The organism is Paucibacter sp. PLA-PC-4, from assembly GCF_026241155.1.
In the GTDB taxonomy this organism is placed as follows: Bacteria; Pseudomonadota; Gammaproteobacteria; order Burkholderiales; family Burkholderiaceae_C; genus Roseateles_E.
On the sequence record NZ_JAPFGP010000021.1, the window covers coordinates 1 to 26,434 of the forward strand.

Consider the following 26,434-nt stretch of genomic DNA (forward strand, 5'->3'; position numbering starts at 1 on the left):
CGCGCAGTTCGTCGTCGCTGATCTTGAGATCGCTGGCCTTGGGCGCCTTGCCCGGCGCCATCAGGCCGGCGATCTGCAGATCGCGCCAGGCGCCGAGTGCGGCCGGCGCCGTGGTGTAGTGGCCGTGTACGTCGATGATCATCAATGGTCCTTTGTCTGCTGGGTCGCATTCTGGGAACTGGTCCGCTCTTGTCCTAGGGCGCTTGGTGGCTAGCTGCTATGCCTGTTCGTAATGGCTCGACGGGGCTGGGGCAGAATCGGTGTGTGGACATCAAGCAAATTGAGTACTTCGTGCAAGTCGCCAATACCGGCAGCTTCAGCCGTGCGGCCGATCTGCTGGGCATGACCCAGCCGGCGCTGAGCCGTCAGGTGCGGGCACTGGAGGTGGAGCTCAGGGAGACCCTGCTGTTGCGCAATGGCCGCGGTGTCGCGTTGACCGAGCCGGGGCGCCAGTTGTTGGCGCGTGGCCGCGAGATCCTTAAATTGATGCAGGAAGCGCGCCAGGAGTTGGGCGCCTTGCGCGGCGAGCCGGTCGGCCAGATCGTCATCGGCCTGCCGCCCAGCCTGGCCCGTCGCATCACGGTGCAGCTGATCGAACGCTTCCAGCGTGAGATGCCACGCGCCAAGCTGGCCGTCGTTGAGGGATTTTCCTCGCACATCGGCGAGTGGCTGAGTGCCGGGCGGGTCGATTTGGGCCTGGTTTACAACCCCGAGCCGCATCCGAATCTGGAGCAGGAACCGGTGCTGGAAGAGAAGCTCTGCCTGGTCGGACCACCGGACCTTGTCCACCGGGCCGAGGTGAGCCTGGCCGAGGTTGCCGGCCTCCCGCTGGTGATGCCGCAATGGGGCCACAGCTTCCGCCGCCTGATGGAGACCCAGGCCATGCTGGCCGGCCTGAAGCTGCACATCGCCTGGGAGGTGTCCAGCGTACCGACGATTCTGGATATGGTGCGCCGCGGCCACGGCCATGCCGCGCTGACCGGCAGCGCGGTGGCTGCGGGAACCAGTCCTGGGGAGTTGACCTTGGCCACCATAGTCGAGCCCAGCATCAGCAGCATCTTGTGCATGGCCTGGAGCGCGCAGCGCCGGCGCGACGCGCTACATCTCCGCGCGGCGGCCATGCTCAAGCAGCTCTGCCAAGCCGGCGAGACCTGAGCCGCCGAGGTAAGCGTCAGGCCCTCGCGGGGGGCTCCATGCCGTGTCGCTGTTTCAACGCGGCCTGCTCGGGTGCAGCAATGAAGTCGAGCAGCCCGCCGGCTGCTTCGGCCTGCTTGGCCTTGACGGTGACGGCGCCGACAAAGGTGGTGCGGATCTCCAGCCCGGGTGGCAGACCGCCCAGCACGGCAACGCCGTCTAGCCCCGACAGCTCGCTGAGTTGCTGAAAACCGATATCCACCTGGCCGTCCGCGATCAGCCGGCCTACCGGTACGCCGGGCCGAGCCTGGACCAGCCGGGGGCCTAGGCTTGCTGACAGCTGCCAGCGCTCGAACAGGCGCAGCAGCGCGCTGCCGCTGGGGCCGGTGGAGTAGCCAATGCGCTGGGAGGACAGTAGCACGTGCTGCAGCGCCGCCTCCGAGTCAATGTCGGGCCGGGTGGCGCCGGCCGCCACCGCGATGGCCACGCTGGAATCCGCCAGCGCACGCCGGCTGTCGGCACGCAAATGTCCTGACGCGATCAGCGCGTCGATGGCTTCGGCGGCCAGCACGACGACGTCAAAGTACTCACCAGCGTGCACCTGTCGTGCAGCATCGACGCCACCCACCGAGAGCCAATCGAGCCGCAGTCCACTGACCCGGGTGTAGAGCTGCCCGAGATCGGCCAGCAATTGCCGGGTGGCCATCGAGGAGATGCCACGCAAGGATGGAGAAGTCATGGGCGCATTCTCCCCAGGCCCCGGCCGCAAGCAAGCCTTCGGCATTGCTAGCTGCTATGCGTATCCGGCATGGCGGGAACTTACTCGTGATAGAGCTGGCTGCGCCCTCCGTCGATCACGATGTCGGCCGCGGTGATGAAGCGGGCCTCGTCGCTGGCCAGGAACAAAGCGGTGTAGGCCACCTCCTCAGGCTCGCCCAGGCGCTTGACTGGCAGCAGCGCGGCCTGGCGCTGGCGTTCTGCCGCGGGGTCGGGAAAGCTGGACAGCCAGGCCTCATTGGACTCGGTCATGATGAAGCCCGGCGATATTGAGTTGACGCGCACGCCGCGCCCGGCGTACTCGATGCCCAGCGCTTTGCTCAGGCCTAGCAGCGCATGCTTGGCCACTGGGTAGGGGAAGCAGCCGGGGATGATCTGGTGGCCGTGCACCGAGGCGACGTTGACGATGCTGCCGCTGCCTTGGGCAAGCATGGCCGGCAGCGAGGCGCGGGCGCAGTGCCAGGCGCCGTCTAGATCGACCGCGAAGCAGTGCTGCCATTGCTCGCGTGTCATTGCCAGTGGATCGGCGAACACATTCATGCCAGCGTTGTTGATCAGGATATCGAGCCGGCCGAAGCGCGCCAAGGTCTTCGCGACCATCGCGTCGACCGCCGCCGCATCAGCGACATCGGCATGGACGAAGAGGCAATGCTCGCCGGCCAGCTCCTCCCGAATAGCGGCGGCCGCCGCATCGTCGCGATGGCTGTTGATGACTACGCGCGCGCCTTCGGCGAGGAACAGCCTCGCGATGGCCCGGCCAATGCCCAACGTCGAGCCGGTGACGATGGCGACCTTGTCCTGCAGTCTCTTGCTCATGGGGGCTCCGTTGTTGCACTTACTGGCTGCTGCGCGACTTCAACTGGTCCAGCAGCACGGCGGCCAGCAGGATCAGGCCGCGCACCAGATACTGGTAGAAGGCGTCGACATTCAGCAGGTTCATTACGTTCTCGACCGTGCCCATGATCAGCACACCGATCAGCACGCCGAAGATGCGCGCTCGCCCACCGGCCAGCGAGACGCCGCCCAGCACGCAGGCTGAGATCACATCGAGCTCGAAGCCCTGCGCCGCGTTCGGTTGGCCGCTGGTGATGCGTGAGGCCAGGATTAGGCCGGCCATCGCCGTCACCAGGCCCTGCAACATGAAGATCCATACGCGCAGGCGCTCGACGCCGACACCGGCCAGGCGCGCCGCCTCGGGGTTGCCGCCGATGGCCAGCGTGTTGCGGCCGAACACCGTGTGGTTGAGCAGCAGACCGAAGACCAGGAAGCAGCCGGCCGTCACCAGCACCGGCAGCGGCAGGCCGAAGACGCGGCTGTCGCCGAAGGCGATGAAGCCCTCATTGGCAATGCCCACCGCCTGGCCTTGCGAGACTATGAAGGCCAAGCCGCGCACCATCAGCATGGTCGCCAGCGTTGCGATCAGCGCGTTGACGCGCAGGTAGGCGATCAGTACGCCGTTGCCGGCGCCGATCAGCGCGCCGGCCAGCAGGCTGCCGACTACCGCCAGCAGGGCACTGCCGCTGTGCTCCAGGATGATGGCGCCCAGCACGCCGGCGAAGGCGATGGTCGAACCGACCGACAGGTCGAAATCGCGCGAGGCCAAGCACAGCATCATCGTGCAGGCCACCATGCCGATCTGTGCAACCGAGAGCATCAGGCCGACGATGTTGGCAGCTGAGAAGAAGTTCTCGACGCTCAAGGCCAGCACTGCGAACAGCAGAAGATACCCAAGCGTCATGCTGTGCTCGCTCAGCAGCGCTCGGCTGCGCCGTCTGGGCCGGCTGGCGCTGTCCAGCGCGGGGGAGGTGACCGTAGATGTGTTCATCGATCTTGTCTTTCTTGTCTCGCTATCGGTTCAGCCCAGGTCGGGCAGGGCCAGGCGCAGCACGGCGGTCTCGCTGGCCTGGGCGCGCGAAAGCTCGCCGCTGATACGGCCTTCGCGCATCACGATCAGCCGGTCGGCGACGCCCAGCACCTCGGGCAGCTCGCTGGACACTACGATGACGCAGCAGCCGCTCTCGGCCACTTCGTGGATCAGGCGGTAGATCTCGTTCTTGGCGCCGACATCGATGCCTCGCGTGGGCTCGTCGAGGATCAGCAGCTTGAGCCCCGGCTCGGCCAGCCAGCGCGCCAGGATCACCTTCTGCTGATTGCCTCCCGAAAGCAGACGGATCTCCTGCTGGCGGCTCGGCGTCTTGATGCGCAGCCGTGCGATGAAGGCATCGGCCCGTTCGGCCTCCTGGCGATGGCGCAGAAAGAGGCCGCCGCGCAGGTTGTGGCGGCGGCAGCTGATATTGATGTTCTCGGCCACCGAGGATTGGGCCAGGATGCCCTGCTCCTTGCGGTCTTCCGGGCACAGCACGATGCCGGCGCGTATCGCAGCCGCCGGCCCGCTGCCAGGTACCGGCAGGCCGTCGAGCAAGACCTGACCCCCTGCGCGAGCATCGGCACCATAGATCAGCCGCATCAGCTCGCTGCGACCGGCGCCGACCAGGCCGAAGAAGCCCAGAACCTCGCCGCCACACATCTCGAAGTCCAGCGGCTCGGCCAGATTCCTGCCCCGCAGGCCGCGCACCTGCAGCCGTGGCGGACCCAGCGGGCGCGCCCGGTAGTCGTAGATGTCGCTGAGCTCGCGGCCGACCATATCGCTGATCAAGGCGTCGCGCGGCACCTCGGCCATCACCGGGTGGGTGGCCACCTTGCGGCCGTCGCGCAAGATAGTGCAGGCATCGCACAGCGCATATAGCTCCTCCAGCCGGTGAGAGATATAGATCAAGGTCTTGCCTGCCGCGCGCAGCCGGCGCACCAGGCGGAACAAAACTTCGCTCTCGCGGTGAGAGAGGCTGCTGGTTGGCTCGTCGAAGGCCAGCACCTGGGCGTCCTGCAGCACGGCCTTGCAGATCTCGGCCATCTGGCGCTGCGCGATCGAGAGGTCCGCGAGCCTTGCGTCGGGGTCCAGGTCGGCACCGATCTCGGCCAGTCGGGCGGCTACCAGCGCACGGGCACTTCGGCGGTCGACGAACAGACCTAGGCGCTTGGGCAGCCGGCCCAGCAGCATGTTCTCGGTGACGGTCAGCTCCGGCACGTATTGCAGCTCCTGGTGGATCACCGCGATACCGCTGGCGATGGCGTCGGCGGCCGAGCCGAAGCGGCACTCGCGGCCGTTCAGGAGCAGGCGGCCGCCGTCCGGCCGGTGTTGGCCGCCGAGAATCTTCAGCAAGGTGGACTTGCCGGCGCCGTTTTCGCCGAGCAGGCCGTGGACCTGGCCGGCATGGGCCGTGAAACTGACGCCGCCCAGCGCGGTGACGCCGGGAAAGCGTTTGCTGAGCTGCTCGAACTGCAGCGAGGGCGTGACCGTCATCCCCGGGCTCACAAGCCCATCTGGGCGCGGACCTCGGCCTGGTTGGCACGCGTCATCAGCATGCCGCTGGTCAGCGTGACCATCGCCGGCGCCTTCGCGGTGCTGATCCAGGCATGCATATTCAGCGCGGTTTCGTAGCCATGGCGCTTGGGGCTGATCAGCACGGTGCCGTGAAAGGCGGTGGCTGCAGGCTTGGCAAACTCGTTGAGCGCTGTTTGGCTGCCGTCGATGCCGATGGCCAGCATCGTGTCCTGCCGAAATCCGCGGCCCTCGCCGGCGCGCACGGCGCCCAAAACCGCATCGTCATTCATGCCGAAGGCTAGCCAGCGTTTGAACTGGCCGTGCTTGGTGAACGCGATATTGGCGGCGTTGAAGGCGCTCTCTGTGTCGCTCTTGGCCTGCGGAGCATCGACCACATTGACGGCCGGCAGGCCGGCGGCCTTGAGCACATCGAGCGCGCCCCGGGTGCGCTCACGTGCGGTGGGCAACTGGTCGAAGGCCATGCGCAGCGCGCCGAGCTCGGTCAGCTTCCAGCCGCGCGCCCTGGCCTCGTCGACCAGGCCCTGGCCGACCTGCTTGCCGATCTCGTACGCCGAGATGCCCATATGCGGGATGCTGGCGATGGGCTGGCCTTTGCCGTCCACCAGCTGGTCGTCCACGGACATCACCTTGAGCTGATGACGGCGCGCGGCCCGCTCAACCGCCGTGCCCAGCTTCACATCGGGCGCGCAGATGATGAAGCCCTGCGCCTTCTGGGCCGCCAGATTGTCGATTGCGGCCATCATCTTCTCGCCGTTGGGGATGCCGATCTTGATCAGCGTGAACCCCTTCTCCTTGGCCGCCTGCTCTGCGTGACGCCACTCGTCCTGGAACCATGGCGATTCGGCCTGCTTCACCAGAAACCCGATCTTGACCGGCTCGGCGCTCTGCGCCTGGGCCAGGCCGGAGAGTGCGATCAGCAGGGCCAGCGCGCCGCGCCGCGGCATCATCGTGTTCTTCATTTTGGTGTCTCCTCTTGTGGTCTGTCGTCGAATAGTTCATCGGCCAGGGCCAGGTCTTGTGCCAGCCGCAGGCCGAACAGGCTGCCGGACAGCGGCATCGCTGCCAGCTGTGCGGGGCTCAGTTCCTGGCGCGCGGTCGTCACCATCAGCTGATCGCCGCACTCGCCGCCTAGTGCCGGGCAGCTGGTATGGGCCACCGGCACGCTGACGCTTTGCAGCAAGCGGCCGTCGGGTGCGTAGCGGGCAATCCGACCGACGCCCCATTGCGCGTTCCATAGGCAGCCCTCGACGTCTATCACTGAGCCGTCGGGCCAGCCGCCGGGATCGACCATGCGTGCGAAGGGCCGGATTTGGGAGACCGAGGCGCTGTCGGCGTCGTAGTCGCAATGCTGGATCAGTTGGCTCCGCGTGTCGCAGAAGTACAGCGTGCCGCCGTCCGGGCTGAAGCAGATGCTGTTGGCGATCGCCACGGTCGGCAGTGCCAGCCGGCGTAGACCGTGGCGCAGCGAGTATTGGTAGAAGCTGCCGATGGCTTCGCGCTGTGGTCCTTCGTGCATGGTGCCGAATACCAGTTGGCCGCGCCGGTCGCAGCGGCCGTCGTTGATGCGGGTGCGCGGCTCGTCGGCCTCGACCGTCACCAGCGGCTGCAGCGCGATGTCCGCCGCGCCAACTGCCTGCAAATCGTCGAGCCGGCCCAAGCTCAGCCCCTGGGCCAAGCCCGCGATAAGGCCGCCTGAGCGAGTATGGGCAAAGCAGCCCATGCGATCTGGCAGCGCGCAGCTCAGCGTGGCCTCGCTGCCCGGGGTCCAGGCATGCAGGCGCGCCGCCTCGATATCGGTCCACCACCAGCGCTGCGAAGGCCCATGCCATTGCAGGCACTCTCCGAGCACGGCCTGCTGAGCCAGGGCCAGGCTGGCGGAGGGCTGAATACTGTCCATCGCGGGGCCTTAGAGGCTGCGCCAGGCCTTGACGAACTCGCCGGCCCGCGCGGCGACCGCTGCCGCCGTCATGCCTGGCGCATACAGGGCCGAGCCCAAGCCGAAGCCGGCAGCACCGGCGCGCCGGTAGGCCAACATGGCCACCGGCGTGACGCCACCGACTGGCAGCAATCGCAGCTCAGGTCGCAGCACGGCGCGCATGGCCTTGAGTACTGTTGGCGTCACCAGTTCGGCCGGGAACAGCTTCAGCGCATCGGCACCGGCGGCCGCGCACGCCAGGGCTTCGGTCGGTGTGGCCGCGCCGGGCACGCAAAACAGGCCGGCGGCCTTGGCGGCCGCGATCACCGAAGTGTCGGCATGTGGCATCACGATCAGTCGGCCGCCGGCCTCGCCGACGCGCAGCGCCGCCGCCGCTCCCAGCACGGTGCCCGCGCCAAGCAGCGCATCGGCGGGCAGGCAGCGGGCCAGGCGGCCGATCGAGTCCAGCGCCTGCGGCGAGTTCAGCGGCACCTCGATCAGGCGAAAGCCCTGCTCGTAGAGCCCCAGTGCAATGCCCTCGACCTCCTCGGGGCGCACCCCGCGCAGGATGGCCACCAGGGGCAGGGTGGCGAATGCGCGGTCGAAATCCGTGGTGCTGCTCATAGCTCTCCCTTGTCGTGCTCAGACCAGGCCGGCGGCCAGGGCCAGACGCCACAGCCCGGCCGCTGCGGTGTTGCCCAGCGCCGCATCAAGCGCTTGATCGAAGTCCTGCAGCGCCCATTCGTAGCGCTGGCATAGCGCCGGCTCGCCGACCAGGACAAGCGGCGCGGCGGCCAGGCCGGCCCTCGCGCGCCAAGCCAGGCCGGCGCGCAGCTCATGGCCGATCAGCAGGCCCGATAGATAGTCGGCCAGGCCGCTGGCTGGCAGGCGCTGCAGCAGGCCCAGCGTGCGCACCGCAAACAGCTGGTGGGCCAGGCCCAGCTCGCCGTGATCGCGCGCGGCCCGGACGCCTTCGGCAAAGCCGGCTCGGTCAGGCAGGCCCGCCTCGGTCGGCATCAGCCGGCCCAGCACCGAGTGTTGGCGCAGCAGCGCGAACAGCTCGCCGCTCATCTGGGTCGCAAAGCCGTGTACCCCCGACTCGCGCAGCGCCACCCACTTCGCATGGGTGCCGGGCAGGATCATGCAGGCCTCAGCCAGATCAGGGTCCAGCGCGCCGATCAGCTGGGTCTCCTCGCCGCGCATCACATCGGGTGGCAGGCCCTCGGGCTGGTACACCAGACCGGGCACGATCAGCAGCCGCCGACCCGATCCGATCTCCACCGCGACCATCTGCGCGGCCAGCGCCGCTGGGTCGCAAGGGCAGGGTACATAGGGTGCCTCGCGCCAGCCATGCTGGCTGCCCACCATGCCGCAGGCCAGCATTGGCAGTGCTGGGTGGGCGGTCATCCAGTCAGCGATCAGGGCGTCGAGCGCGGCGCAGAAAGCCGCCGGTCCGCCGGCCAGCGTCGATGCGCCCTGAGCCGACTGCCGGCTGCTCAAGACATGACCCTGTGCGCTGATCAGCGTCGCCCGCAGGCTGGAGCTACCCCAGTCCAGTCCGATCAGGCGCGCTGTCTCGCTCATGGTCTGGATCCTCACCACTCCGCCAGGCTGCCATCGGCATGCCTCCACAGCGGGTTACGCCAGTCGGGCGCGTTGCGGCTGGCTTCGATCACGCGGGCCTCGTCGATCACCACTCCCAGTCCTGGCTTGGGCAGCGGGCGGATGTAGCCGCCCTCGATGTGGAAATCCTCGCGGTTGACCACATAGTCCAGTAGCTCGCCGCCCTTGTTGTAATGGATGCCCATGCTCTGTTCTTGCAGCACCGCGTTGTGCGAAACGAAGTCCAGGGCCAGGCAGGCGGCCAGCGCCACCGGGCCGAGTGGGCAGTGCGGGGCCAGCGCCACGTCATGGGCCTCGGCCATGCCCGCGATCTTCAGACACTCGCTGATGCCGCCGGCATGCGAGAGGTCGGGCTGGACGATGGCCAGTCCCCCGGCCTGGAACACTCGCTTGAACTCGAAGCGCGAGTACATGCGCTCACCGGCGGCTAGTGGGATGGCCGTGTGCTGGGCCAGGCGGGCATAGCACTCGTCCTGTTCGGCCAGCACGGGCTCCTCGACGAACAGCGGACGGTAGGGCTCCAGCTCGCGCAGCATGACCTTGGCCATCGGTGCGCCGATGCGACCGTGGAAGTCGATGCCGAACTCGATCTCCATGCCAAAGGCGGCGCGGATCTCAGCGATCCGGGCCACGGCTGCGTCTACCGTCGCGGCGTTTGCGATCAGGCCCATCTCCTCGCTGCCGTTCATTTTGAAGGTGTCGAAGCCGCCCTCGCGCAGGCGTCGGATGTCGGCGATCACGTCGGCCGGGCGGTCGCCGCCGACCCAGGAATAGACCTTCATCCTGTCGCGTACCAGGCCGCCTAGCAGCTGGTAGACGGGCATCCCCAGCGCCTTGCCCTTGATGTCCCACAGCGCCTGGTCGATGCCGGCAATCGCACTCATGAGGATGGCGCCTCCGCGGTAGAAGCCGCCTCGATACATCACCTGCCAAAGATCGTTGATGCGTGCAGGATCCTGGCCTACTAGATAGGGCTCGAACTCCTGCACCGCAGTCTCGACGGTGCGGGCCTTGCCTTCGATGACCGGTTCGCCCCAGCCGCTGATGCCGGCATCGGTCTCGACCTTCAGCAGCATCCAGCGCGGTGGCAGACGGTAGGTCGTTAGCTTGGTGATCTTCATCGGGCGCATTGCTCGGCGGTGATGTGGGATCGCAGCTTATGGCTCAGGAGCGGCGCCAAACGATCGTGTTTCTGCGCTTTTCGCTGCTCGCCCAAACGCTCATCCGATCGACTGTTGCTGCCGCTCGCAGCCCATTAAGATCGCGCGTCACTGCGCCCGCAGGCGACGTGGGCGATCAAGGGTATCCATTGACGAGAAGCTGGTTTAAGCACGGCGCTTGGTTGTTCTTGCTGCTGCACGGCGCGCCCTGGGCTCAGCCGGTGCCCGCCGCGCCGGCCAAGGCCGCCTCGGCGGCGGCGGTCAGTACGATGCCAAGAGTCGAGCTGAGCGGCGCGGCCGACAACGGCGAGGGAGCGCGCCGCCATGAATCGATCGCAAAAGCAATTTATGGGCGCGAGGAGCTGGATCGCCAGGGGGACATCGATGTCACCGATGTGCTCAAACGCCTGCCCGGCGTCTCGATGGACAACGGCGCACCGCGCCTGCGTGGCCTGGGAGGCGGCTACACGCAGGTCTTGATCAATGGCGAGCCGGCACCGCCGGGCTTCTCCCTGGACAGCCTCGCCCCGGCCGACGTGGAGCGCATCGAGGTGCTCAAGGGCGCGACTGCCGAGTTCAGCGGCGTGGCCGGAACCATCAATGTGGTGCTGCGCGAGCCGCCGCGCAGCTTGCAGCGCGAGTGGCGCAGCAGCATCAACTATCGTGCGGTCCAGCCTGGTGGCAGCACTGCGCTGCAATGGGGCGATCGCGTCGGCGGCCTGTCCTATGTGTTGCCGCTGACGCTGTCGCGCACGGCCCAGGGTAGCGACAGCTTGACCGAGCGCAGCTCGCGCAGCCGCTCTGGCGAGCTGCAGTCGCAAACGATGGCCGCCCGCGACGAGAACCGCAGCGGCAGCGCCCAGCTCGCGCCGCGCCTGCAGTGGAAGCTCGGCGAGTTCGACACGTTCAATCTGGGGGCCTTTGTCCAGCGCGTTGAGTCGCGCAATGAGGGTGCGCGTAGCTATGCGAGCCTGCTGGGCACGCCCTGGGCCACGGTGGCCGATGCCTCGCAAGGCCGCAGCCGCAGCGAGGTGTTGCGGCTGAACGGCCAGTGGCAGCACCGGCTGGCCGAGGGCGGCAAGATCGAGCTGAAGTCCTCCTGGCATGACACTGAGCGCGAGGGCCTGGGCCGCTACACCGCCCGGGGACGTGACGGCGGGGAGCGGGTACAGCGCGAGACCCTGGTTGCTTTTGGTGAGACGCGCGGCGCGCTGGGCGCTCGGCTGAACCTGCCCGTCGGCCAGGCGCACAGCCTGGCGATGGGCTTGGACCACGAGACCCGTCGGCGCGAGGAGCTGCGCCGGGTCTGGGACTTCGGCATCGAGCGCCTGGACAGCGCGACTGGCCGGCCGTTTTCCGCCGACATCGAGCGCAGCGCCTTGTTCCTGCAGGACGAGTGGGTGATAGGCCCGCAGTGGTCGCTGCTGCCAGGCCTGCGGCTGGAGCGGCTGCGCACCCGCAGCAGCGATGGCAGCCATGAGATTGACAACCGCACGCAAGTCAGCGCACCGACCCTGCACCTGAACTTCCGCTTCGACCCCAAGGGCCGCGACCAGATCCGCGCCAGCCTCACGCGCAGTTTCAAGCCACCCGATCTGGCTCTGCTGGCCGGCCGCTATGTGCTCAACGGCAACTACGAGCGCGATGTCAGCAACACCCCGATAGCGGCCGACCGTGCCGGTAATCCGCGCCTGCGCCCTGAGCTGGCGAGCGGGCTGGATCTGGCTTTCGAGCACTACCCGGCCGGTGGCGGGGTGCTGAGTGTCGGCGTGTTCTTTCGCCGTATCGACCAGCTGATCCGCCAGCGCATCGCGCTGGAAGATGCGCCGGCCCCCGATGTCGTCAACGTGCCGCGCTGGGTGTCAAGGCCGGTCAATCTTGGCCGCGCCCTCAGCCGTGGTCTAGAGCTGGAGATCAAGGGTGCGGCCGAGCACTGGCTGCCGACCTGGTTTGAACGCGACAGCGGCGTGCAGCTGCGCGGCGCGTGGAACGTCTACCGCAGCCGGGTCGAACAGGTCGAGGGCCCCGATAACCGTCTGGAAGCCCAGCCGCCCTGGTCGGCCAATCTGGGCTTTGATGCGCGTCTCGGCCGCAGCGGCTGGAACGTCGGCGCCAGCTTGGTGCTGCAACCGAGCTACACGACCCGCCAGACCGACCGCCAGCAGGTCCGCCGCAGCGGCCTGCGCACCTTGGACGCCTTCGCTAACTGGCGTCTGGACCGCAGCAGCCAGCTGCGCATCGGCGTCGTCAATCTGCTGGCGCCCGACAGCAGCAGCGCAAGCAGCGTCGAAGACCTGGACGGTTTCTTCGCCGAAAGCAGCAGCCGGCGGGAGACGCTACGGGCGGTGAGTGCGAGTTGGGTGGTGAGGTATTGAGTGCTTGGTGGGCTTTACGGCATGCTGAGCGCATCGAGCGCCCGCTCGGCCCCGCGCAGCGCGGCCGCCCAGATCGCCAGGCGCTCTGCCTTGCTATGGCTGGGGAGGGCTAGCATTGCCGTGTTCTGCAATTGTTCTTGCACCGTGTGCTCGGCACAGGCCTCGAGCTGCGAGCACAGCAGCAACATGCGGTACTCTGTGTCGCAACGCCAGCGAAGGCAGACAGCCGATAGAACTGCCGTATCAAAGATGACCAGGTGTTGCCACGATGCCAGCGCTGTCTTCGAAGGCAGGGGACTTGGGTCATGCAGCCAGGCCTTTTTGGCTGGCGGCGGCAGATTGACCAAGAATTCGGCAACAAGTTCTGCATCCTGCTTGTCCATCTCCGCCCTGAGCTCCGGGGACGATTTCAGTGATGCGAGTGAATCGATCAGCGGCTGTGCGCGTCGGACCGCCTCATCGGCCTTTCCAATCGCATGCATGAGGTTTCGGTCTGCTGTTTGCGCGGTCATGTGTCCGCAAAAAGCTCGCATGGCATCCAGTCGCTTCTCGTGCGCGGCAACAGCTGCAGTGCTGCCCTTTGCCGTTGCATTCGAAGGCAATGAGGTGGGCAAGAGCAGGCAGCGCCTCATGTAGAGGCTGGCGTACTTCAGGTCCCGCGCGGATCTGGAGATCAGCGCTTGCTGCGCGAGCACCGGGAAGGAGTGGCGACTAAAGTACTGTTGCGCCAGTTCATTTTTCGGCGCCACTGCTGGCGAGTGTCCTTGCGCCAATGCGTCTGGGCTCGCGGGCGATTCGGCCGCTCGCGCGCTAGCTGGCGCGATCGCAATTGCCCGTTCGGCGTTATGTGAGGCAGTTGCTGAGGGCAGGGTGCTAGCGCCATCGCCAAAGGACCATAACCCCGCGCCGAGCGTTGCGGCCAACGTGGCCGCAACGACTAGGGCTTGGGCGAGAGTGAGTGACTTCATCGGCCAGGCCTTCCGACGTGGATCTGATGCATGGATGCGCTCTCCGATGTCCAACCCGGCTCAACAGAGTCCGCAGGGCATTTGGGTCGGCCAGTATCCCGGCTGCCTCGGCGCGCCGGCAATCACCCATTGAGGCGGGCGCAGTCGTGGCGGCAGTTCAGTTGGCAAACTCGGCGAGCGTCTGCAACACGCTGGCGACCGCCATGGTCGGCGCCGGGGTGCTTCGATGCGCGACGGCCATCGGCCGCATGACCTGCGGGGATAGATGGCGCACTTGCACGCCCAGTGCGTGCTGCTGGTCTTGCACCTCTTCCAGAGGCAGAAGGGCCGCGCACTGGCTGGCAATGGCCAGACTTTTCAAGGCCCCGGGATAGCTCATGGTCAGAAAGGGTCGCGGGTGGAGACCCGCCTGCGCAAACCAGGCCGCGATGAGGCCGTGCATCTGCGTGGCCGGGGCGAAAGAAGCCCAGCGGTGCCCGGCCAACCATTGCGGCGTGACGAGCTCGGGTGCCTGCCAGGAGGCGGGCAACAGCACCACCATGGGATCGTTTCTCCACGCGATCAAGCGGACCTCGGCGACGGGCGGCTGGGGGCTTGCGACGATGCCAATATCGAGGCTGCCGGCCTTCAGGCGGCGCATGGCTTCGGCCGACCCCAGCGCCTCCAGCCGCACTTCCACGCCTGGATTGCGCCGCGTCAAGGCCTCCAGCATCAGCGGCAACAAGCGCGTGCTCACGCCGGCCGACGCGCCGATCCGGACGATGCCCTCGCGGCCGGAGGCCCGGCGCCGAACCAGCTCCATCAGATCGTCGCTGGCAGCCAGCAGCTTGCGTCCCTCCTTGACCAGGGCATCGCCGGCCTGGGTCAGCTCGGCATGTCTTCTGCCGCGCGTCAGCAGGACGGCATCCAGGCGCGACTCCAGCTCCTTGATGTGCAGGCTGACCGTGGGCGGTGCGAGATGGAGCGCCTGCGCTGCGGCGGCGAAGGTGCCCAGGTCCGCGATGGTGATCAGCGTCTGCAACTGGTCAAGATTCAGGTTACGCATCAGGAATTGTGAATCTGAAAGTCATTTGATTCAACTTTACAGATGGTAGACCAGACGCGAGCATCGCCCGTCATGGTCAAACACATCGAATCTCCTGCCGCTGATGCGCTTCCGAGGGCGGCGTTGCGCCGGTTCACTATCCTGGACAAGCGGGCCTTGAAGCGATGGGTCTTGCTGTTGCAGGCCTGGGCCGACAAGGCCGCATCGGCTTTGCGGCGGGCCGAACAGCGAGTCGCCGAAAACTTCAGGGTGCCGCCCAACGGCGGTTGAGTGCACTGAGTGGCGCAGGCGCGGCCAGTCACCGACCAAGCTGGCGCCTGTCGATCTCAGCCGCCAGCTTCTTGATGTAGTCCTTCGCCAGCGCGCTGCGTCCTCGCGACAGCCACTTGATGCAATCAACCAGCTCCCAGACCAGCCCTTCATCGCCGTACTCGTAGGCGGCGAAGTCCTCGGGGCCTATCGGCGCGTCGTCGATGACATAGGTCTTCAGCAGATCTTTCGGATCCCAGACCGGCAGATATGGACGCTTCAAGCGAAATCTCGTTCCGGGCTCGAAGACATGGAGCTCGAGGCTGGAGAAGTCCAGATAGACGAGCTTGCAAAAAGCGCCACCGCTGGCGTGGGTGCCGCCGAACTGGTTCAACACCGCCGACTGGCCGAGCAGCTGACGGGCGGTCTGGAGCACGGCATCGGCCTGCCACGGGGCTGCGATCGCCACCAGGTCCAGATCCGAGACCCGGTCGCCGCAGCCCTTGGCATAGGAGCCGACCAGTGCGATGGCAAGCCAGCGCGGCTCGCTCTCGGCCAGGGCGAGTAGTCCGCTCAAGCGATTGATGTGCGACTCGGGCGCGCCCTGCGCCCGGAGCCGACTAGCCAGGACATTGAAGGCCGGCATGCCGTGGTTCCCCATGCTGTTGCTCGAATCCGCAGCCCGCCTTGGGCCGCCTTCGCTTACCAGTCTAGAGGAGCAGCCCCGACGCTGCGCCGCCTCAGGGCCTCACGAGATCAATCGCATCGATGGCATAGCCGGGGCTGGTGAAGCCGCTGCCTGCCGTGCCGCTGATGGCTTCGATAGTGACGAGGTTCTCGCCCACGACCAGCTCGGCGGCCGGGATATCGAACTGGTAGAGGGCGTTGTTGCCGCGGTAGGTGCCGATGGTCAGGCTGCGGCTGCGCGGCTGGGTCGAGGAGGCCGGGTTGCCGGACACCCAGCCGTTGACCTGCAGCTTGGGCCGGGCACCGTTGTAGGCAGCGGTCAGGCCGATGCGCAGCCGGTATGGCATGACCTGGCCCCGGCGCAGCATGAAGCGGATCTGCAGCCTGCCGTTGACATCCTTCCATTGATAGGCCGGGAAGGCGGCGCTGGCGTCGCGGCCGACGACAAAGGGCAGGGCGGTCCAGGGGCTCATCCGCACATCGGAGGGGTGCATGCCGGTCAGGCGCGCGCCGTTGAGCAGCTCGCGCGGGGTGCCGTCCCAGTCGCCGATGCGCCACAGCGCCGGCGTGGCGCTGGGGTCGCCGGTGATGCTCAGCGGGTTCAGTGCGTAGCTGGTGTTGGCGGCCACGGTGACGCTTCGGCTGTGCACGGCCAGCTCGTTCTTGTAGACCGTCATCGTGTAGTCGCCGGGCAGCATGCCGCTGCGGCTGAAACTGCCGTCCACCGGATGGGCGTTCGTCCAGTACTGGGCGGCGCTGTTGGCGAAGCCGACGGTATAAACGTGGTTCGGATCGCGCCCGCTCAGCCCGGCCACCGTGACGCCGCCGCGCCCGAGCGCCGACACATGGCCGAGCAGACCCAGGCCATCGACCCATCCCAGGTCGGGCAGGGACGGTGTGCTGCCGTCGGTGAATAGCAGTGCATAAGGGCCGTGCAAGCCCATCCGAAAGGGCTCAGTTTGGTTGTGGCCCGAGTTCATGTAGTTGTACAGCTCGGTATTGGTGCCTGTCTGGTTCTGGATGTCGCGGAAGAAGGGGCCGCCGGAGGCGCGCTCGCGCTGGCCATAGGCCATGAAGACGCCGACGCCATTGCCGGTCACGCCGCGCAGCCCGTAGTCCAGCGCGCGCTCGTTGCCGTAGTACTTGGAGCGGCTCTGGCCCTGGTTTGCGCCGCTGGCGAAGCCGAACACGTCCGAGCTCTCGATCGCGCCGCTGCTGCCGCGCAGATCGGACTCGGGGGGGACGCCCGTCAGCAGATCAGCGCGCAGCCGCGAGATCCAGCGCAGCTCGCCCACCGTGGGCTGGGCCGTTACATGAGTGGCCATCGCAATCATTGGTAGACCACGCCTGGCCAGATAGTAGTGCGTCAGGCCGCCGCTGCGTACCGCGATCTGGATGGTGTCGGCGTCGGGCTGGGTGGCCTCCAGACTGACAGCGCTAATGCCGCTGTAGATAGTGTCGAAGCCGCTGGCGATGTGCGAGCCGCGGTTGGCGTCCTGCAGCTCGATGCCTTTGTAGCGCAGGCTGGCGATATCGCCGATCGACTGGATGCTGGCGCCCGTGTCGGTTCGGCGCAGCTTGAAGACCAGGCCGGCGCCGGTGTCGACCGTATAGTGGAGGGCATCGGCGCTGAGGCCGAACTCGGCCCGCGCGCCACCGGCCGTCGCCAGCAGCAGCGCTGCGACCAGGCTCAATTCTTGTTTACGCATGCTGCTGCCCCTCCTGCTTGCGCTGGCGCCGGGCCACCGCCGCCAGACCTGCGAGGCCCAGCAGGCACAGCGCTGCCGTGGCAGGCTCGGGCACGGCGGCGAGGTAGATGCTATCGATGGCCGGAGCGCTGAAGCCGCTGCTGCGGCCGGCACTGGAGAAGGCGAAGTAGCGCAGCTCGTCGAAGCCCTCGGCGTCGGCCAGGCCTAGTGAACCGCCCGTGCCGCCTTCGCCCAGCGAGAAGTTGCCAGATCCGGCCAGCGTGCCGTCGCGAAAGGTCTGCCAGAAGCCGTGGATGCTGGCGTAGCCGGAGTCCACCGCCAGCTCGATAGCCTTGAGGCTACCGTCCAGCGAGCGGATGCTGATGAATGCGTTCTGGCCGCTGGTAGCCATGTAGTTGCCGACGAAGGCGGCGCTGTAGGCGGCTCCGGGCTCGACGCAGTCGGCGCCAGCGAAGCCGCAGCCGGCGTTGTTGTCGCTACCGGTATAGCTGAACAGCAGGCCGCCTTGCTGGAAGTCGCTGGCCAGCGCGGTGTTGGCCTCAAAGTCGGCGACCAACCGGCGAGTACCGCTGAGCGCGGAGCCGGCGCCCAGGGTCTGCACGGTGGCGGCGCCCGCCGAGGTGCTCAGCAGCAGGGCGGCGATCAGGGAGATGTTCTTGGCGTTCATGGGGGTGTCTTCTTGGTGTTGGCGGGTGGGCGTGTCACTGCGGTGTGGCGATCAGATCGAGCGCGTCATAGGCGATGCCGGGGCTGAGGAATCGCAGCCCCGCAGTGCCGCTGACCGGAGAGATGGTCACGACGTTCTCGCCCACCAGCAGCTCGCGGGCGGGGATGTCGTAGCGGTAGAGCCGGTTGATGCCGCGATAGGTGCCGACGGTCAGATTGCGGGTGGTTTTGGGCGTGGCCGGCGGGACAGCCGAGGTCCAGCCATTGACCTTGACCTGCGGCCGCGCGCCACCCATTTCGGTCGTCGTGCCGATGCGCAGGGTTAGCGGCCTGGTCTGGCCGCGCCTGAGCGTGAAGCGGATACTGATCGCGCCGTTGACGTCTTTCCATTGGTAGGCGGCAAAGCCGCTGGCGGGGTCGGCCTGGCCGATCCGATAGTCGGGCAGGACCCAGGGTGCCATGCGTACATCGGAGGGGTGCATGGTCGTCAGCTTGTCGCCGTTGAGAAATTCGGCCGGCGTACCGTCCCAACTGCCAATGCGCCACAGCGCCGGTGTGTCGTCGGGGTCGTCGGCCAGCGTGATCGGGCCTAGGCTCTTTTCAGCATTGGCCGCGACGCTGACTTGGCGGGTGGCCACTGCGAGCTCGTTCTTGAAGATGCTCATCGTGTAGTCGCCCGGCAGCATGCCGACGCTGCTGAATGCGCCGGTCTCGCCATCGGCATCGGCCCAGTACTGCGCGTGGGTGTTGGCGAAGCCGACGCTGTAGGCGATGCCGGGCTTGCGGCCTTCAAGTCCTGCCACCGTCACCGCGCCACGGGCTTGGGGCGCGACATAGCCGACCAGGTCTAGCTTGTCGAACCAGCCGGTGTCGGGCACCACCGGCGGCGCGCCGTCGGTGAACATCAGCGTGTAGCTGTTGAGGATGTTGAAGCGAAAGGGCTCAGTCTGAGCTTCGCCGTAGTTGACGATGTAGGTCAGCTCGTTGTTGCTGGCGGTGATCTGGGTCAGAAGACTGCGATAGAAGGGACCGCCGGAATTGCCCTCGTTATTGCCGCGTAGCATCCACAGGCCGACCTTGTTGCCGGTGCCACCGAAGTAGTGCCAGTCCTTCAGCCGCATATTGCTGTAGTGCTTGGATCGACTCTGGCCGTGGCGCGCATCGGTGGCAGCGAAGCCGAAGACATCGCTGGCCTCGATCGCACCGTTGCTGCCGCGCAGATCGCCGGGCCAGTAGCCGTCGGCGCTGAGGCCGCCGGGCGTGCCGGCGGAGCCGCCGTTGGGCAGGGCCGCGATCGGCACGCGTACGATGTAGCGCACCAGGTTCAGCGTGTCGGGCTCGGCCGTGAAGTGCGTGCCCATATGGATGTGAGGCTGGCCCTTCTTGACCAGGTAGTAGTGGGTCAGCACGCCGCCGGCCAGGTTGTCGCTGATCAAGGTGATCTTGACGTAGTCCTCGCCCCTGACCACGCCGCCGTTCTCGATGGAGGCTGGTGTGGCCACGCCCTCGGCATCGACCAGCTCGGCCTTCACAGCCACCGCGGACACCCCCTTGTAGAGGAAGTCGGCGCCGCTGTTGAGCTGGCTGCCGCGGGACTGATCCTGGAACTGCACGCCCTGGTAGACCAGGCTGGAGATGTCGCCGGCCGACTGGGTGCTGACCCCGTTGTCATACCCGCGCACCTTGAACACCAGGCCGGCATCGGTGTCTATCGTGTAGATCGGGCGGGCGGGGTTGCCGCCGTCGTGGCTGGTCGTGATGCTGACGGCGGCCAGCGCGCCAGGGCTGATCACCGCCAGCGAGGCGGCCAGGGCTGCGCCCAGGGCCGAGCCTGCCCTTGTGAAGTGCTTCATGTTTGTCTCCGGGATGGGTGTTGCGCCGGCTACTGCTTGCTTCTTCTTGGATATGCCGGCGTCGCCAATCTAACGGAGCTTGTGTGCGCTATGCGCTCATGCTGATGAGTGTTTAGCCATCCTTCAGAAACGGTGCCAGCGGCCTGCCGGGCAGGGCCTGCAGGCCCTCGACGACGCGCTGGGCATTGAAGCGCGCGCCGGCCTCGTTGGTGTGGGTTCGAGCGTCGGAAAAGAAGCCGTCCACCGCCGCCGGGCCGGCCCTCCGATAGGCCTGGGTGATCAGCATCGTCAGGTCGATGAACTGTGCGCCGCCGGCGCCGGCCACCTCAGCGCCCCAGGCGGCGAAGTTCTCGAAATCGCGGCCGCTTTGCCAGCGGTCCTTGTGCGGTATCGGCGAGAGGATCACCGCGCGCGCGCCGCGAGCGCGCACGTCGGCGATGTAGCGGGCGAGATACCAGCCGAAGGTATGAACCGGCTCGCGGCTGCCGTCGGGCTTCAGGTCCTCGACCACCTCGGGCCCGGTGCCAGCACCGGAGGCGCGGCCCTTCACTGCCGGGTCGCCGATACGGCCGCCGTCGTTGTGGCCAAACTGGATCAGCACGATGTCGCCGGGCTTGAGCTGGCCCAGCACCGCGTCCCAGCGGCCCTCGCTCAGAAAGGTGCGGCTGCTGCGGCCGCCCAGCGCGTGGTTGACGACATTGAGTCGCCGGGTATCGATCAGCGGCTCTAAAAACTCACCCCAGCCGTAGGCGCCGTGCTGGCCGGCACTGCGCACCGTGGAGTCGCCGACGATGAAGAGGCTAGGCAGGGCGGGGTCGCGCGGCGCGGCGCGCGTGAGCTGGCGTGCATCGACCACCGGGCGCTCGTCCTGCCGGGCGGCGAAGACCTTGGGGCTCAGCAGCCGCTGCTGGCTCAAGGCCTGGACCACCAGCTCGGCATTCAGCGCCGCGCCGGCCCAGTTGGTGTGCACTGTCTCGTCGGGCGTCACGCGCGGGAACATCTGCATCACCGCCTCGCGGCCGAGCTGCTCGTAGCGCAGCGCTACCTGCTCGTTCAGATCGATAAAGGCCACACCCTGCTCACGGGCGACCTCGGCGGCCCAGGACGCATAGCTGGCCTTGTCACTTCGTGCCACGCGTCCGGCCTCATCCCAGCGCTTGCGCGGCACCGGCGAGCAGATCACCGGCGTGGCGCCGGCGGCGCGGATCTCAGCCACATAGCGGCGCAGATAGGCACCGTAGCTGTAGACCGTCTCCTCCTTACCGGTCAGTTGGTTGACGATGGACTGGCTCTCGGCGCCGGTGCCGCGTATCGTGCCGCGCGCGCGGCTCTGGTCATTGATGGCGCTGCTGTCGTTGTGGCCGAACTGCATCAGCACCACATCGCCGCGCTTGATCAGCGCGCGCGTGCGCTCCCAGTGGCCGCTGGTGAGGTAGGTGCGGCTGCTGAGTCCGCCGACCGCGCGGTTGACCACATTGATGCGCTGCGGGTCGAAGTGGGCAGCGATCGGCGTGCCCCAGCCCCATTGGCCGGCGGCGCCCAGGCCCTGGCCGTCGTCGAAGCCGTTGCGCACGGTCGAGTCACCGATCATGAAGATCGAGGGCAGCTCGACGCGGGCTGGCGTGGGCAGCACGATGGGTCGGGTGGCGGGGTCCGTGTTGACGGCGGCGGGCAGGGGGGCGGTCGCACATCCCTGCAGGCCCAGCACGGAGCTGAGCAGCAGCAGGATGGACAGGATGCGGATGGGCAGGCTCATGGCGTGATCCTAGGTGCAGCGGGGCCGTGCCGGCAGCCGGCAAAGGCGCAAGATCATGAGCGATTGGTGCGCCCTGGGGCTGGGCCCATGGCCGATGGCCGATGGCGGGGCTAGAGTCGCGCCTCATCGTTGGACCCTGCACAAGCGCATCATCCCCATGCTTAGACGTACCCTGCTGCCGCTGCTCTGCTGCACGCTGCTGGCCCTGTGCCTGCCGGCCTTGGCCCAGATCGGCAAGCGCTTGCCTTCCGAGCGCAAGGTCGTGCCCGACCCGGTCACCGGCGTGCCGCTGACCTTTCTGACCACGCAGGCGCTGGGTGATTCCAAGATCTATCCCAGCCATCCGCAGTGGACCGCCGACGGACGCTGGCTGGTGTTTCGCTCGGCCCGCGTCAAGGGCGAGGCCATGGCCGTGCACGAGGCCAGCGGCGAGATCGTGCAGGTCACCGAGGGTGGCTACACCGGCATGCTCAATCTCTCGCAAAGCCAGATGAAGCTCTACTTCTTGCGCGAGGCGCAGCCGGGGCTGGAGGCGGTCGAGGTGGATCTGGCGCGGCTGTTCGCCGACAGCGCGGCCGCCCGGCTGCAGGGCGCCGACCACTATCAGCGCATCATCGGCCGGCTCGGCCCAGAGCTGCAGGCGGTCGGCGATTCGGCGCTGGACGCCGATGGGCAGTGGCTGTACTTCCGCATCGGCGCGCAGGCCGCCGCTGCGCATCTGCCGCATGGCACCAAGATCGAGCCGGCCTTCGGTCCGCGCCGCATGGGTGCCGGCCCGACCGGCATTGCCAAGATCCATGTGACCAGCGGTGAGGTTCGCCACGTGGTCTCGGTGCCCTTCCAAGTGGGCCATATCCAGGCCAACACCTGGAACCCCGGCGAGCTGGTGTTCAGCTGGGAGACCGGCGGCAAGTCGCCGCAGCGCACTTGGACCGTGCGCGGCGATGGCAGTGGCCTGCGCCCGCTGTATCCGGAAGCCAGCTACGAGTGGGTCACGCACGAGGCGGTGATCAGCAAGGACGAGGTGGCCTTGGCCATCATGGGCCACCGGCCGATTCCCGCCGCGGCAAGCGCCAGCGATCGCGCCCCCGGCACCGATGTGGGCGGCGCCAACCCGGGCCAGGACGCGGCCTGGGGCGACAGCGGCACTCGCGAGAAGCCTACCGGCCTGGCCATCGTGAATCTGCGCACCCGCGAGGTCCAGATCGCCGGCCAGACGCCCTCGGGCAGCGGGCTCTGGCATGTGCACGGTTCGCCCGACGGACGCTTTGCGGTAGGCGACGATTTCAGCCGCAGCCTCTACCTGATCGACCGCAGAAGCCGCGAAATGATGGTCTTGAGCACCGGCCACAAGACCACGGCGCGCGACCACCCGCACCCGACCTTCAGCCCCGACGGCACGCGCATCCAGATCCAGTCGGCCATGCTGTCCGAGGACGGCCGTAGTCTGAATATCTGTATCGTGCCGGTGCCCGAGGCCTGGCTGCGTCGCGCGCCCTAGAAACTCGCTACAACCGGGCGCTGGTCTATATATGCCGGTACTCGGCTGCGTGAAGCAGGAATATCTATATATGCATCACGCATGAGTTTTCGCTTCGCCTTGAAAACCTGCCTGGCGGCCTCGTCGAGGGCCTGCTTCTGCACAGCGTTTTCACTCGTAAATGACTGTTTTTGCTGTGTTTTCAGGGTTTTCTCGGAGTCGAAGTGATCAGCAATTTGATTCTTTCGGCCGAGTGATTTGCATCGGCTTGGCACCGCATAGACTGAGTCCAACGAGAGAAAAGAGCCGCGAGCGAGCTCCTTGTTGGTCATATTTTGGAGACATACAAAATGGATAAGAAAACAACCCGTCCCTATTTGGCGTTTCGCCTCAAAAGCACGGCGCTGGCGGTTACTGCCCTGTTGGCCCATGAGTTTGCGCTGGCTCAGCAAACCGCTGCTGCTGCGCCCGAGCCGGCCGCCAGCCAGGCCGCTGCTGCCAAGAAGGCCGATACCAACACCCTGGACACCGTGCAGATCGTCGGCACGCGGCGCTCCATTGCCTCGGCCATTGAGCGCAAGCGCCGCGCCGGCACCGTGTCCGACTCCATCGTCGCCGAGGATATCGACCAGTTTCCGGACAAGAACGTTGGAGAGGCACTGTCGCGCATCACCGGGGTGCAGCTGACCCGCGAGTTTGGTGAGGGCTCGCAGGTCTCCATCCGTGGCGTTGAGCCCGATCTGAACCGCGTCGAGGTCAATGGCATGTCGGTGCTGGGCACGGGCGACAGCGGCGGCCGAGGAGCGGAACTGCGCGAGCTTGCCTCGGAGTTGATCGCCTCGATCGACGTAATCAAGGGGAGCACTGCCGACATGACCGAAGGCGGCGTCGGCGGCACCGTCAAGATCACGACCCGCAAGCCGCTGGACTTCACGAAGCCGACGCTGGCCACCACCCTGTCCGGCGAGTCCGCAAGCAGCCGCGGCGGCGTACAGCCGCGTGCCAGCCTGCTGCTGGCCGACAAGTTCCTGGACGGTCGCCTCGGGGTGATGGCCAACCTCGTCTATGACAATGTGCTGACCCGCAACGACTATGCGCGCAACACCTCATGGACCTTCCTGCGCGACTGGGATTTCTCGCCCGAGAAGACTGTGGCTAGCGTGGATCCGACCGTCGCGGCGGTGAGCTCTCCGGCCGGCTGCTCGGCATTGGCCTCGAACCTGCGGGCCGATTGCAACCGACAATGGTTCGACTACGCGCCGCGCAACTCCCGCTACGGGATCTGGACCCGCGACCACAAGCGTTCGTCGGCCGAGCTGACCGCGCAGTACCGCATCAGCCAGGACTTCAGCGTCTGGGCCAGCCACCAGGCCAATATCCAGAAGCAGACCCTCAACGACCGCAACTATGGAACCGATCTCGTGGCCGTGACCCGACTGGCGAACGCCGGGGTTGCGCCGCAGTACAACCAAGCGACCGCCGTACCATCGCGGGCCGGCACCTGCGTGCCGGCGACGACGACCGCTACGCCGGCGGGCATGTTGGTGGAGAACCACCAAGTCAAGGAGTACGTGGTGGGCAGCTGCCAGTACGTGGCCGGCCAGGGCGGGGCAGGTGCGTTCTCGACCACCGCGCGTGACTTCCAACTGGACATCAACTCCAAGTACAACTCAGCCGGTTTCAACTTCCGCCGAGATGCGCTGAGCGTCGAGGGCTTGCTCGTCGATTCGCGCTCTCGCTACGAGAGCGAGAGCAACAACATCGTACTGACTCAGAATGCGCCGGGGCTGAAGGTCACCCTGGACGACAAGAACCTGCCGCGCTTCACCTTCCCGACCGGCACCGATCCGGAGGACAGCCGCTCCACGGTTCAGGCCCAGCTGCAGTACCGGCCCTCTGCCACAATCAATGCCGAGAAGCAGGCCAAGCTTGACTTCAAGTACCTGACCGGCCACTCGCTGTTCGACCAGCTGTGGTTCGGTGGCCAGTTCCGCGACACCAGCTCACGTCGCTACAACGGCGGTGGCTATATCGCCAGCGGCGGCGCCAATCCGGCCTCGCTCGCCGACGACATCAATGTGCCGACGGCCAATGTCAACCAGACTCTGGTCTACGACCCGCTCTACACCGGCACTGCCCAGCGGGCGCCCAGCACCGGCGGCACGAATGATCTCATTCGCTACCTCAACGCGACCCAAATGCAGGCCTTTGTCAACGGGATTCGCGAGCGCTCGCCGGGCACATTTTTCAAGGGCTATGACAAGGTCAGCGGTCTGCCCGGCAGCTGGATGGCACCGAGCTACAGTGCTGCTGTGCCGAGCTTTGACACCTCGAAATTCAACCACGGCAATCTCTATCAGGCTGTGGGCAGTGACGGCAATCTCTACCCGCAGATCCCGGCTTTCGACATCGAGGAAAAGGTCAGCGCCGCCTATCTGCGCGCCGACTTCGAAACCTCGCTGCTGGGCTATGAAGTCATCGGCAATATCGGCGGCCGCTACACCCGCACCGATCTGAAGTCGGTGGGCATGGACAGCCGTCGCCTGCGGGTCGAGCGCTCGGCCGGCAGTTCCACCTTCGACGACCGGGTGCTAAGCAATGCCATGGTCAAGTTCGAGAACAGCTACTCCGACTTCCTGCCCAGCCTGAATGCCGCGACCTGGGTGCTGCCCAACAAGTTGGTTGCCCGCGTCGGCTGGGCCAAGGTGATGGCCCGTCCTGCGATCGATCAGCTGGCGCCCGCCCTCATCTGTACAACCAACAGTGGGAACACCCAGTTTGGGGGTGACGGCCGTGACGATTGCAGCGCCGGCAATCCGAATCTGGAGCCGTACCGTGCCACCAAGACTGACTTCAGCCTGGAGTACTACCCCTCGCGCGACAGCCAGCTCAGTGCGGCGGTGTTCACGACCGATATCGACACCTACATCATCAAGGGTCGGGTGTTGCGTGATGTCAACGTATACGGCGACGGCGGCCTCTTCGATGTGACCACCACGGTGAACGGTCGCGGGGCGACGACCAAGGGCTTGGAGCTGACCGCGCGCACCGCTTTCACCTTCCTGCCGGGCTTTCTGAGCGGATTCGGCGGCGAGGTCAACTACACCCGTATGACCTTTGCCTACAGTTCCGGCAACGAACTGCTCAACGTGCTGGACGGCTCGATATTGCCTTACCCGGGCCTGTCGAAGAACAGCTACAACCTCAGCCTCTGGTATGACCAGGGACCGATCAATGCACGCATCGCCTACAACTACCGTGATGCCTTCTACACCGGCAGCAACGACGTCAGCGGCAATCCGAACTTCCAGGACAAGTCCGGTTTTGTCGACGCCAAGATCCAGTACCGGTACAACAAGAACCTGACCCTCTCGCTGGAAGGAAAGAACCTGACCGATCAGGCGCAGACCACCTACTCGGGCGAACTGTCTCGCCTCAACGAGCTGGCGTTCTCGGGTCGCCGCTACTTCGCCAGCGTGTCCTACAAGTACTGATACTCACCGCTAGTCTCAAGCGCGGTTCAAGCCCCGTCGCTTTTCCACCGGCCCCAGTCCTGGGGCCGGTTTTTTGCTGGCCTGTTTCGATGTCGTTTGCGATGACGCAAGCGAGCGTCGAAGACGAGGGAAGACTGATG

Annotated in this window: 22 protein-coding genes and 1 pseudogene; 5 read left to right on the forward strand and 18 right to left on the reverse strand. The window is 66.6% G+C overall.

What is annotated here, in order from left to right; genetic code table 11:
* Nucleotides 1-142, reverse strand: a pseudogene (locus OOZ63_RS24725) (amidohydrolase); the annotation flags it as partial.
* 122 nt (nucleotides 143-264) lie between these two features.
* Between OOZ63_RS24725 and OOZ63_RS24730 the strand changes: the two are divergent.
* Complete coding sequence (locus OOZ63_RS24730) at nucleotides 265-1,155, forward strand: LysR family transcriptional regulator (protein WP_266008323.1); 891 nt, start codon at nucleotides 265-267, stop codon at nucleotides 1,153-1,155.
* Between the two features lie 16 nt (nucleotides 1,156-1,171).
* On the opposite strand, the gene OOZ63_RS24735 is transcribed toward OOZ63_RS24730, so the two are convergent.
* The 9 genes from OOZ63_RS24735 to dgoD form a co-directional block, all read right to left on the reverse strand.
* Nucleotides 1,172-1,873 carry a substrate-binding domain-containing protein gene (locus OOZ63_RS24735; protein WP_266008324.1) on the reverse strand — a complete coding sequence of 234 codons (702 nt, stop codon included), beginning with the start codon at nucleotides 1,871-1,873 and terminating at the stop codon, nucleotides 1,172-1,174.
* Nucleotides 1,874-1,953: 80 nt separating this feature from the next.
* On the reverse strand, nucleotides 1,954-2,727 hold the full coding sequence (locus OOZ63_RS24740) for an SDR family oxidoreductase (RefSeq protein WP_266008325.1): 774 nt from the start codon (nucleotides 2,725-2,727) through the stop codon (nucleotides 1,954-1,956).
* Between the two features lie 19 nt (nucleotides 2,728-2,746).
* The gene (gene araH / locus OOZ63_RS24745; protein WP_416234782.1) at nucleotides 2,747-3,736 is read right to left on the reverse strand and encodes an L-arabinose ABC transporter permease AraH; all 990 of its coding nucleotides are present in this window, start codon (nucleotides 3,734-3,736) and stop codon (nucleotides 2,747-2,749) included.
* A 30-nt stretch (nucleotides 3,737-3,766) separates the two neighbouring features.
* Nucleotides 3,767-5,272 (reverse strand): L-arabinose ABC transporter ATP-binding protein AraG, encoded by a 1,506-nt coding sequence (gene araG, locus OOZ63_RS24750; protein WP_266008326.1) that lies wholly within the window; start codon nucleotides 5,270-5,272, stop codon nucleotides 3,767-3,769.
* Nucleotides 5,273-5,280: 8 nt separating this feature from the next.
* Complete coding sequence (locus tag OOZ63_RS24755; protein WP_266008377.1) at nucleotides 5,281-6,258, reverse strand: arabinose ABC transporter substrate-binding protein; 978 nt, start codon at nucleotides 6,256-6,258, stop codon at nucleotides 5,281-5,283.
* Between the two features lie 11 nt (nucleotides 6,259-6,269).
* On the reverse strand, nucleotides 6,270-7,211 hold the full coding sequence (locus OOZ63_RS24760; RefSeq protein WP_266008327.1) for an SMP-30/gluconolactonase/LRE family protein: 942 nt from the start codon (nucleotides 7,209-7,211) through the stop codon (nucleotides 6,270-6,272).
* Nucleotides 7,212-7,220: 9 nt separating this feature from the next.
* Nucleotides 7,221-7,853, reverse strand: a complete 633-nt coding sequence (locus OOZ63_RS24765) for a 2-dehydro-3-deoxy-6-phosphogalactonate aldolase (protein WP_266008328.1) — start codon at nucleotides 7,851-7,853, stop codon at nucleotides 7,221-7,223.
* 18 nt (nucleotides 7,854-7,871) lie between these two features.
* Nucleotides 7,872-8,813 (reverse strand): 2-dehydro-3-deoxygalactonokinase, encoded by a 942-nt coding sequence (locus OOZ63_RS24770; protein WP_266008329.1) that lies wholly within the window; start codon nucleotides 8,811-8,813, stop codon nucleotides 7,872-7,874.
* Nucleotides 8,814-8,824: 11 nt separating this feature from the next.
* The gene (gene dgoD / locus OOZ63_RS24775) at nucleotides 8,825-10,003 is read right to left on the reverse strand and encodes a galactonate dehydratase (RefSeq protein WP_323055786.1); all 1,179 of its coding nucleotides are present in this window, start codon (nucleotides 10,001-10,003) and stop codon (nucleotides 8,825-8,827) included.
* 158 nt (nucleotides 10,004-10,161) lie between these two features.
* Between dgoD and OOZ63_RS24780 the strand changes: the two genes are divergently transcribed.
* Nucleotides 10,162-12,387: a TonB-dependent receptor plug domain-containing protein gene (locus OOZ63_RS24780; RefSeq protein WP_266008331.1), complete on the forward strand. Its 2,226-nt coding sequence runs from the start codon at nucleotides 10,162-10,164 to the stop codon at nucleotides 12,385-12,387.
* A gap of 14 nt (nucleotides 12,388-12,401) precedes the next feature.
* Here OOZ63_RS24780 and OOZ63_RS24785 read toward each other — a convergent pair whose 3' ends face one another.
* A complete protein-coding gene (locus tag OOZ63_RS24785; protein WP_266008332.1) occupies nucleotides 12,402-13,136 on the reverse strand; it encodes a hypothetical protein in 735 nt (244 codons plus the stop codon).
* Nucleotides 13,137-13,512: 376 nt separating this feature from the next.
* Nucleotides 13,513-14,400 carry a LysR family transcriptional regulator gene (locus tag OOZ63_RS24790; RefSeq protein WP_266008333.1) on the reverse strand — a complete coding sequence of 296 codons (888 nt, stop codon included), beginning with the start codon at nucleotides 14,398-14,400 and terminating at the stop codon, nucleotides 13,513-13,515.
* Between the two features lie 72 nt (nucleotides 14,401-14,472).
* Here OOZ63_RS24790 and OOZ63_RS24795 point away from each other — a divergent pair, with 72 nt between their 5' ends.
* A complete protein-coding gene (locus OOZ63_RS24795; RefSeq protein ID WP_266008334.1) occupies nucleotides 14,473-14,670 on the forward strand; it encodes a hypothetical protein in 198 nt (65 codons plus the stop codon).
* 28 nt (nucleotides 14,671-14,698) lie between these two features.
* Here OOZ63_RS24795 and OOZ63_RS24800 read toward each other — a convergent pair whose 3' ends face one another.
* The 5 genes from OOZ63_RS24800 to OOZ63_RS24820 all read right to left on the reverse strand — a co-directional run bounded on the left by OOZ63_RS24800 (nucleotide 14,699) and on the right by OOZ63_RS24820 (nucleotide 21,320).
* Nucleotides 14,699-15,226 carry a hypothetical protein gene (locus OOZ63_RS24800; protein ID WP_266008335.1) on the reverse strand — a complete coding sequence of 176 codons (528 nt, stop codon included), beginning with the start codon at nucleotides 15,224-15,226 and terminating at the stop codon, nucleotides 14,699-14,701.
* Nucleotides 15,227-15,389: 163 nt separating this feature from the next.
* Nucleotides 15,390-17,045 carry a rhamnogalacturonan lyase B N-terminal domain-containing protein gene (locus tag OOZ63_RS24805; protein WP_266008336.1) on the reverse strand — a complete coding sequence of 552 codons (1,656 nt, stop codon included), beginning with the start codon at nucleotides 17,043-17,045 and terminating at the stop codon, nucleotides 15,390-15,392.
* Complete coding sequence (locus OOZ63_RS24810) at nucleotides 17,038-17,712, reverse strand: PEP-CTERM sorting domain-containing protein (RefSeq protein WP_266008337.1); 675 nt, start codon at nucleotides 17,710-17,712, stop codon at nucleotides 17,038-17,040. Before OOZ63_RS24810 ends, OOZ63_RS24805 begins: the two co-directional genes overlap by 8 nt.
* Nucleotides 17,713-17,746: 34 nt before the next feature.
* Complete coding sequence (locus OOZ63_RS24815) at nucleotides 17,747-19,564, reverse strand: rhamnogalacturonan lyase B N-terminal domain-containing protein (protein ID WP_266008338.1); 1,818 nt, start codon at nucleotides 19,562-19,564, stop codon at nucleotides 17,747-17,749.
* 112 nt (nucleotides 19,565-19,676) lie between these two features.
* Nucleotides 19,677-21,320 (reverse strand): rhamnogalacturonan acetylesterase, encoded by a 1,644-nt coding sequence (locus OOZ63_RS24820; protein WP_266008339.1) that lies wholly within the window; start codon nucleotides 21,318-21,320, stop codon nucleotides 19,677-19,679.
* Between the two features lie 157 nt (nucleotides 21,321-21,477).
* Here OOZ63_RS24820 and OOZ63_RS24825 point away from each other — a divergent pair, with 157 nt between their 5' ends.
* On the forward strand, nucleotides 21,478-22,821 hold the full coding sequence (locus tag OOZ63_RS24825; protein WP_266008340.1) for a hypothetical protein: 1,344 nt from the start codon (nucleotides 21,478-21,480) through the stop codon (nucleotides 22,819-22,821).
* Here the strand turns inward: OOZ63_RS24825 and OOZ63_RS24830 are convergent.
* Nucleotides 22,818-23,132, reverse strand: a complete 315-nt coding sequence (locus tag OOZ63_RS24830) for a hypothetical protein (RefSeq protein WP_266008341.1) — start codon at nucleotides 23,130-23,132, stop codon at nucleotides 22,818-22,820. The genes OOZ63_RS24825 and OOZ63_RS24830 overlap by 4 nt on opposite strands.
* A gap of 18 nt (nucleotides 23,133-23,150) precedes the next feature.
* Here OOZ63_RS24830 and OOZ63_RS24835 point away from each other — a divergent pair, with 18 nt between their 5' ends.
* Nucleotides 23,151-26,294: a TonB-dependent receptor gene (locus OOZ63_RS24835; RefSeq protein ID WP_266008342.1), complete on the forward strand. Its 3,144-nt coding sequence runs from the start codon at nucleotides 23,151-23,153 to the stop codon at nucleotides 26,292-26,294.
* Nucleotides 26,295-26,434: the final 140 nt, after the last annotated feature.